We start from the raw sequence: 7,089 nt of genomic DNA, 5'->3' as shown, positions 1-7,089 counted from the left end.
GTTGTGCTCTTTGCGACCGGTCACCATTTTGTCGGAAAGAACTTTGTCCCCTGGTGAGCCGAAATCGCCATCGAACGGATCGAACATCAGCGTCAGGCTTTCGTCGTCAAGCTTAGCCATTGCCCACCGCCTGGCTGTCGACCTTGGCCAACCTACGATCGATGCACTCGATCCACGCCACGGCAACTGCGGCGACCTGCACCAGTTCCGCGCGAGTGGCTTTCGTGTCGCCGTCGCGGGCTTCGTCGTGCGCCTCAGCCACCTCTTCCATGAGGATGTCGAAGTAACCCAGGCGATGACCCTCCGCCCCTTTCGCCTTGTAATCCGTGATGAACTTGAAGTGGTCACCCACGCCAGCAGGCCAAGCTCCGGCAAGATCCGTTGCTGCCGACGTGGGGGTCCAGTCGACGTGGTTCTGCTGACCCCATTTCGCTTCCTGCTGCGCTCTCTCCTGGGCAACCTCGGCGAGTACAGATTGGGACGGACTCAGGACCACGGCCTGCGCGGTCGGGGCGGCGTAGAGCCACGCGTCGATGATGGCCACATGCTTGTCTGCCAAGCTGGACACGTTGGCTTTGGCGATGTGGGCAAGGCCAGAGATGGCGGAAAGCACCTCGGATGGGATCTCCCCCACCGGCTGGCGGGCGGCGAGAGCGCGGCGGTTCCAATTGGAGATGAAGTTCTCCTTGTAGCCGAACTCAATGGGTCCGCTGTGCTGGCAGACGGTGCAAGCAATGCACGAGCCGCCCTCGTTTTCCCCCGAGCCGATACCGAAGTCGATGCGTTCAGCGGGTGCGCCGCAGAACGGGCAGGGTAGAAGGGCATTCCCCAGCCTCACCCTCCCACCGGGCTGCACGTCCGCCAGGGTCTTGTTGTCGGTGGTCATGCGATTTTCTCCAGCAGAAAGTTGGTGTCGATGTGCCAGCCGGCCTCTCGTGCCCCGAGCAGGCGCAGCTCGTTGGTGTCGAATTCATCCAGGCCAAGCATCCTGGCGGCGAGCTCGATGTGGTTCGGCGAGATGGGCCGGTCGCGGTAGAACAGGTCGTAGACGTTGTGCTTCGAGCAGCTCCAGACCTCGGCCAAGTCCTGCATGCGCTTGCCTTCCTCCAAGAGGTGGCGCTTCAAGTGCGCGCGCACGCTGTCGACCGAGCGGGGGATGCGAATCGGACGGCCACCGGCGGCCATGCCGTTGTTGGCGTGCTGGCGTCGGATGCTCATGCGGCCTCCGCCTGCGGCAAAGCCACCGGGTCCAGGTTGGCGTCGATCAAGGCGTAGAACGGCGGTGGGCTGACGCTATTGCCGCACATGCGCACCTGGGCCGTGGTCTTCAGTACGGTGCCGTCGGCGGTGCGGTCGATGATGTAGGTCACCGGGAAGCCCTGCGCGCGGAACAGCTCATGCGGCTTGAGCATGCGCAGGCCGATATCCACGATGACGTAGGGCGTGCCCTTGATGACCACGGTGACAAGCGCCAGGCGATCCTTGGTAGTCACCGTGTCCACTGGGTCGTGCAGGTCCACGGCGATGCCGCTGCCGTAGTACTTCACCAAGAAGGCGGCGACGCGCAGGGCGCCCGCTTCCTGTTCGGGGCTCAGGGTGCATTCCACTTCGGCGAAGCGCGTTGCACCGGCGAGCACGGTCGGAAGAGGCACCCGCAGATCGTTCCCCACCACGTTCTGCGCCATCGCCGTCAGGTGTGCAGCGACCAGGCGCTGCTGGCTGCCGCTGGCAGTGATGGTGCTGATGGGGTCGCGAGCATCGTTGCCTGCGCCCTGGTAGAAGCCGCCATTGGCCTGCTCGAGGAAGGCTGTTGCCACACCAAGCGCGTGCGCAGCGCCGGCAGGGCGCACGGCACCAGCACCAGAAGTGATCGTCGGCACGGGCTCGGTGGCCGCCGTGCCGATGCTGTCGCCACGGAACTTCACCAGGTGCGGCGCGGCCACAGCGTGCTTCACACCGCCCGCGACAATCGTGCCCAGCGGCTGCTGCAGGTCGAGTGCACGCGGGGCCTGGCCTTCACGCTCGCCGTAGCCGGTCTGGACAAGAGTCGGGGATACCACCGAGAAGTGCCCACCCTTCACCCCGGCGCAGACAGTGGGAAGTGGCTCGTCCGCTGCCATCGTCCGCTGACGGCTTGCGTTGGCATGCTCGGTGAGGAACGGCGCCAGCTCCGGCGCCACCAGCATCAGCTCGCCGCGATTGGCGGCGGTGATGGTGCGCATGGGATCGCGCACGCTATGCACGCGATCGCCGCCCTGGTGCGTTGCAGGGACGATGAAGGGATCGGCCGAGTTGATGACGTGCCGCATGACGCCCTTGGCGATGCGGCGCATGGTGGCGTCGGCCAGCGGCCGGTCCCGAGTAAAGATGGACGGGCAGGGAATCGAGAAGTCCAGGCAGTCAGCAGCAGTCACGCGCGGCTTCTGTCCCGGGGCTGTGCCATGGGTCGGCTCGGGCCACACGATGGGCTGACCATCGCGGCGGCCAAGCAGGAACAGGCGTTCGCGGCTGGTGCCGGCGCCGTAATCGCTGGCCACCAGCTTGCGCCACTCCACCGCGTAGCCCAGCGCCCGCAGTGCTGCGACGAACTGCCGCCAAGTGCGTCCGCTGTGGCGCTTATGGGGGACAAGAGCCTGGCGCTCGACGGGCACCCGCTCGCCTTTGTCGGCGACTCGGTTGACCATGACCGGCTTGCCACGCCGGAACAGCGGCTTTCCCGACTCCGGATGCACGGCCTGGACCAAGTCTAGGGTGATCACCCGGCCGGTCTTGCAGCAGCGCTTTGCCACCAGCGGACCCCAGGTCAGGATCTGCCACACGTTCTCCATGGAGATGATGCGCGGCGCGGTGTTGGTCCCGTGCAGCCGATCGGCACGCAGCAGCTGGCCAACCCACTTCAGCACCACCCACGACAATGCGCGGGTCTTGCGGCTGCGCGGCTGGCCGCCCTTGGCCTGGCTGAAGTGCGTGCAGTCCGGCGAGGCATGGAACCAGCCGATGGGCCGGCCGGCCACGTCCACGCGTGGGTCTGCGTGCCAGATATCCTCGCGGTGGTGCTGGGTCAGGGGGTGATTGGCGGCGTGCAGGCCGATGGCCAGCTCGTCGTGGTTGTAGGCCAGGGCGGGATCGATGCCGATGGCCTGCTTAAGCCCTTCCGATGCGCCACCACCGCCGGCGAACAGATCCACGACGATCTCGCCGGGGCGCAGGCGGGAGACCTGTGGCGGCGGGAAGTTGAAGGAGCGGGAACCGTCAGCCATGTGCAGTCTCCTTCGCCGCCATTGCAGCGATCGCCAGAGGCCGCACGAACCACGCAGCGAGGCCGTCTTCCGTCTCGCCTAGCCACACCAGACGCCAGTCCTCTCCAGGTCCCTCCGGGTTCCAATCGTGCAGTTCCTGTGCTGCGTTGTAAGCGCCCGATCCGATGCCCTCTTCGGAAAACTCGCCCTCGACCACGACCAGGTCGAAGCCCTGAGCAAGGAAAAGAGGGCGCAGCGATGCCTCGCGACCGTCAGCCCACATGGGCACGTCCGGATGGCATAGGATCTCGCCGTCGGCGTTGCGCGCCGGGAGGCGACTGGGGTGGTACAGGCCCCGCCACGGGTCGGCCGGATCGACCACGGCGCGACTCTGACTCCTTACCAGCTCCAGCAATTCGGTCGCCTGCGCCAGCCGGGCACGGGTGGTATCGCAGAGCGGCATGTCGCCGTCCTGCATGCTGCTGCGCAGAGTCGCAACATAGGCGGCTACGGCGGCTTCGAACACGCGCAGATCCTGCAAGCGCGGCAGGCGGTTGTGCAGGTCCCGCAGTGCGGTCTGGGCCTGCGCAAGGGTGATGGCCTTCGCCTGGTTGGGCAGCCACACAGCCTCGACAGCGATCGCGCTGATCGTTTCAAATGCGTCGCGCAGAACGGGACAGTTCGTAGGAAGAAGCGTGAGGTTCGCGGTCATCGGCGGGCCTGATCGAAGAGGGTGAAGGTGTTCACGAAGGCACCAGCGAGTGGCGCGTCGCATACGGCATGTGCGTTCGCGGAGGGGCGTCCAGGAAACGGCGGCATACGGCGGTACCGGCAGTTGGGATCAGCGGCGTACTTGCCGTCGCGGAGCCGCACCGCCTGGTACTGGGGGAATGCCTCATCAGGCAATGCCTGGCGCGCCTCTTGGATTAGCGCGACAAAGCGCGCCTGCCAGTCGATGGACATGGATTGCAGGGTGCGGCGCGGCACCACCAAATAGGCGGCGCGGCTGAGACCGAAGGCATGCCACACCGGGCCATCGGAGTAGGTGCTGCCGGGCCTACCGGGCTCGGTGGTGGCCGCTGCGTGCGAATCGCTGCTCATGGCGCCTCAGTCGATGTCGTGGGCAGCCATGCGCTCGGCATAGCTGCCATGGGCGGCCGCGTGGCGGCTCATCAGCGGGCGAAGTGGGGTGTGCCCCAGCACCTCGATGTGCCCGCCCGCTGCGAGGAAAGCGCCCAGGTCGTCGGCCAGCTGCTGCCGGTCGAGTTCCCGGTGTCGGATCGTGGTCGCCGCGTCACTGACGCCTGTAAGCGGACCTGGCGTGCAGGCCGGCTGCACCCGGGCAGGTGCCGCGCGCAGCGGTGCGATCGCATGTTGGGTGTGGCTGGATACCCAACGCGACTGGCGATGGCGTCGCAGATTGACTGGGCGACCACCGACAACCTCCTCACGTACGCCATCGGCTTGGACCCAGGCAAGCACGGCAAGCCCGAGCAGATGCGGGTCGCCTCGATCATGAAGACGCTGGGCTGGGAGCAGCAGCGCAGGCGTTGGCCGGATGACGGCAGTCGGGAGCCCCGGTGGTTCAGGCCTGGCCTCGCAATCGATGACTGGCTGGCAACCGTACAGCGGTCAAGGCGGGAGGGCCCAAGTGGACCTGACTTCTGACCAGACCTCGCCAGCTTCGTCCACACCCGTCCGAACCTCTGACCAGACCTGCCGCCTACTGCGACAGCGCTGTCCTGACCGTCCACACCATTTCTCGCGCGCGTACATGTACCAACACACCGCCCCAGCTCTCAACTACTCAATTCAAAAAAATTGGTGTGGACGGTATGGACAGTGTGGACAGCCTAGTAACGGCGCGGGTTACGGGCGTCCAGACCTTGCCTTGATGGTTTGGACGGTGCGGACGGCTGGCATGTTCCACGCGAATCATCGTGCGGTTGGTAGCCCGGGAGGGGCAGGGGGGAGAGGGCGGGCCGATGGGTCCTCCCCGGCCTCAGGTTCCACGGGTATTCGGTCGCGCAGTTTTTCGCTAGTCATGACGCATTTCCAAGGGGGTTGTAGTGGTTTCTGATCTGAGCAGTCCGATGAGGCAGGGTGCTTTCGGCGATCTGGTGGGCATTTCCCAGCAGGCAGTCAGCGACCTGGTGCGTCGCGGCGTGCTGGCTGACGGTGCAGCTGGCGACGAATGGCTGCTCGCCTACGCCGATACCGCAAAGGCAGCTGTCGCCGATAGTGATGCCTGGCGCCGGAGCCAGGTGCAGTCCCAGCTGGACGTTCAGGGCGCGATCTACGACACCGGCGATTCGATGGAGCAGCTTGGGGCAAAGGGCGCCGCTGCGATGGGTCGAGTCGAGCAGGGTGCTCAGAAGGCGACTGACGCCATGCTCGACGTTAAACGCGCATCGGATGAGGCCGCGACCGGCGTTGAACGGGTCGCTGAGGGAGCTTCTGCGGCCGGAGGCAGCTTGGCGAGCGCCTCAAATGCCGCTCAGGGCTTCTCGCTGAGCATGGGTGAGATTTCGCAGAAAACGAGAGACATGTTGAGCCAGATGAGCGGCCCGAACAGCCTTCAGCAGTTCGCCAACATCTGGAATTCGCTGTACGCACAGCGACAGGAGCTTGCCAAGTACACCGAAGAGCAAAAGCAGTTGCTCGAAGGCATGGACGAACTCGCAGGCAAGCGAAAGGAGCTGGCCGAGCGCTTTGACCTGGTCGGCGCCGGCGAGCTCGATAGCGTGGTTCAGCTTGAGAACCAAATCGAAGCAAAGCGGCTGGAAAAGGAAAGGGCCGCGAAACAGGCGGCCGAGGAGCGTCGGAAAGCTGCTGTCGCTGAGGCGGAAGCACAGGCGAAGGCCGATGCCTCCCGGATCAAGGCGGGTGAGGCGAAGGAACAGGTTCTGGTCATCGACTGGAAGGCGCCTAGCAAAGAGATCGTCGCTGGCGCGACTGCAGCCGAGCAGCAGCAGGCCGAGCGCATCGCGAACATGGTTGCGCCACTAGTGCTCCGCAGGGTTCAGCAAAGCCGATCCGTGTCTGTGCGGGGGAGGCGCTGATGACGCGCATCATTCTGGGGGCTATCGACCTTCCTGCCGATCTCCAATGGTCCGACGAGTTCACGGCCTGGCGCGTCGGCCAACAGGCGCGTACGAGCCTGACCGGCGCGCTGATCGTCCAGGAGTCAGCGCGACAGGCCGGCCGCCCCATCACATTGAAAACGACCCGCGACGGGACTGCCTACGTCGGGGTGGTGTCTCTGCCCACTCTTCGGGCCCTGCAGGAGAGCGAGAGCGAGGCGCGCGCAGCGCCCATCGATCTCGTCATGCCCGCGCACAACGGCGGCGAGCGAGCGTTTCAGGTGCGCTGGCGCCGAACCGATGGCCCAGCGATTGAGGTTGAGCCCACCCGGTTTGCTGTGCCGGCCCTGGATGCCGATCTGTTCTCCATCACTCTTCGCCTCATGACGGTGTAACCCATGACCATTTCTGCAACCGACATCAAGCTGCGTCAGTCGCAACGCCTGACTGACAACCCCGACGGCGGCGGCCGTATGGTCCAGGCTGAGATTGTCGACGGGACAATGAACAACCTCTTCCCTGACATTGGTGACGAGGAGCGCACGACTGGTCGAGCCACGCTGCGCAAGATGTTCGTGCATGTCGATACCGCCAACACTGACGTGCTGAAGGATGCGATCGGTGTACTGATCGATCCGCCAGCTGACCCGCGCGTAACGGTGAGCATGTTCGCGACGGGCTCCTATGCTGACGTGCGTGCTGATGCTAAGAATCGGGTGGAGAGCTACATCACTCGCGGTACCGAGTCTCGCTTCATTCTGATGGGC

The 7,089-nt window shown here is 65.2% G+C and carries 8 protein-coding genes and 1 pseudogene; 3 read left to right on the top strand and 6 right to left on the bottom strand.

The features are described from left to right. Positions 1–112: 112 nt before the first annotated feature. From AC5P9C_RS20325 to AC5P9C_RS20300, 6 genes are read right to left on the bottom strand one after another with little or no spacing between them, the layout of a single operon-like run. The gene (locus tag AC5P9C_RS20325; protein WP_495205290.1) at positions 113–886 is read right to left on the bottom strand and encodes a hypothetical protein; all 774 of its coding nucleotides are present in this window, start codon (positions 884–886) and stop codon (positions 113–115) included. Further along, positions 883–1,218 carry a hypothetical protein gene (locus AC5P9C_RS20320; protein ID WP_495205289.1) on the bottom strand — a complete coding sequence of 112 codons (336 nt, stop codon included), beginning with the start codon at positions 1,216–1,218 and terminating at the stop codon, positions 883–885. Before AC5P9C_RS20320 ends, AC5P9C_RS20325 begins: the two co-directional genes overlap by 4 nt. Further along, a complete protein-coding gene (locus AC5P9C_RS20315) occupies positions 1,215–3,260 on the bottom strand; it encodes a DNA cytosine methyltransferase (protein ID WP_495205288.1) in 2,046 nt (681 codons plus the stop codon). The genes AC5P9C_RS20320 and AC5P9C_RS20315 overlap by 4 nt, the downstream gene beginning before the upstream one ends. Continuing rightward, positions 3,253–3,951 carry a hypothetical protein gene (locus tag AC5P9C_RS20310; RefSeq protein WP_495205287.1) on the bottom strand — a complete coding sequence of 233 codons (699 nt, stop codon included), beginning with the start codon at positions 3,949–3,951 and terminating at the stop codon, positions 3,253–3,255. Before AC5P9C_RS20310 ends, AC5P9C_RS20315 begins: the two co-directional genes overlap by 8 nt. After that, positions 3,948–4,340: a hypothetical protein gene (locus AC5P9C_RS20305; RefSeq protein ID WP_495205286.1), complete on the bottom strand. Its 393-nt coding sequence runs from the start codon at positions 4,338–4,340 to the stop codon at positions 3,948–3,950. Before AC5P9C_RS20305 ends, AC5P9C_RS20310 begins: the two co-directional genes overlap by 4 nt. 6 nt (positions 4,341–4,346) lie before the next feature. Beyond that, positions 4,347–4,721 carry a hypothetical protein gene (locus AC5P9C_RS20300; RefSeq protein WP_495205285.1) on the bottom strand — a complete coding sequence of 125 codons (375 nt, stop codon included), beginning with the start codon at positions 4,719–4,721 and terminating at the stop codon, positions 4,347–4,349. Between the two features lie 611 nt (positions 4,722–5,332). Between AC5P9C_RS20300 and AC5P9C_RS20295 the strand changes: the two genes are divergently transcribed. From AC5P9C_RS20295 to AC5P9C_RS20285, 3 genes and pseudogenes are all read left to right on the top strand, one after another. Further along, positions 5,333–6,301 carry a hypothetical protein gene (locus AC5P9C_RS20295; RefSeq protein ID WP_495205284.1) on the top strand — a complete coding sequence of 323 codons (969 nt, stop codon included), beginning with the start codon at positions 5,333–5,335 and terminating at the stop codon, positions 6,299–6,301. Next, positions 6,301–6,717 carry a hypothetical protein gene (locus AC5P9C_RS20290; RefSeq protein WP_495205283.1) on the top strand — a complete coding sequence of 139 codons (417 nt, stop codon included), beginning with the start codon at positions 6,301–6,303 and terminating at the stop codon, positions 6,715–6,717. The genes AC5P9C_RS20295 and AC5P9C_RS20290 overlap by 1 nt, the downstream gene beginning before the upstream one ends. 3 nt (positions 6,718–6,720) lie before the next feature. Next, positions 6,721–7,089: pseudogene (locus AC5P9C_RS20285) on the top strand (hypothetical protein); the annotation flags it as partial.

Source organism: Stenotrophomonas sp. YJH_SMC_10 (genome assembly GCF_059371555.1).
Note: the sequence above shows the minus strand (reverse complement) of the source record. Positions and strands in the feature narration are given on the sequence as shown.

Excerpts from the sequence above, each read along its gene's own strand:
- AC5P9C_RS20310 (WP_495205287.1), bottom strand. The coding sequence starts at position 3,951 with ATGACCGCGAACCTCACGCTTCTTCCTACGAACTGTCCCGTTCTGCGC.
- AC5P9C_RS20315 (WP_495205288.1), bottom strand. The coding sequence starts at position 3,260 with ATGGCTGACGGTTCCCGCTCCTTCAACTTCCCGCCGCCACAGGTCTCC.
- AC5P9C_RS20325 (WP_495205290.1), bottom strand. The coding sequence starts at position 886 with ATGACCACCGACAACAAGACCCTGGCGGACGTGCAGCCCGGTGGGAGG.
- AC5P9C_RS20295 (WP_495205284.1), top strand. The coding sequence starts at position 5,333 with ATGAGGCAGGGTGCTTTCGGCGATCTGGTGGGCATTTCCCAGCAGGCA.
- AC5P9C_RS20290 (WP_495205283.1), top strand. The coding sequence starts at position 6,301 with ATGACGCGCATCATTCTGGGGGCTATCGACCTTCCTGCCGATCTCCAA.
- AC5P9C_RS20320 (WP_495205289.1), bottom strand. The coding sequence starts at position 1,218 with ATGAGCATCCGACGCCAGCACGCCAACAACGGCATGGCCGCCGGTGGC.
- AC5P9C_RS20305 (WP_495205286.1), bottom strand. The coding sequence starts at position 4,340 with ATGAGCAGCGATTCGCACGCAGCGGCCACCACCGAGCCCGGTAGGCCC.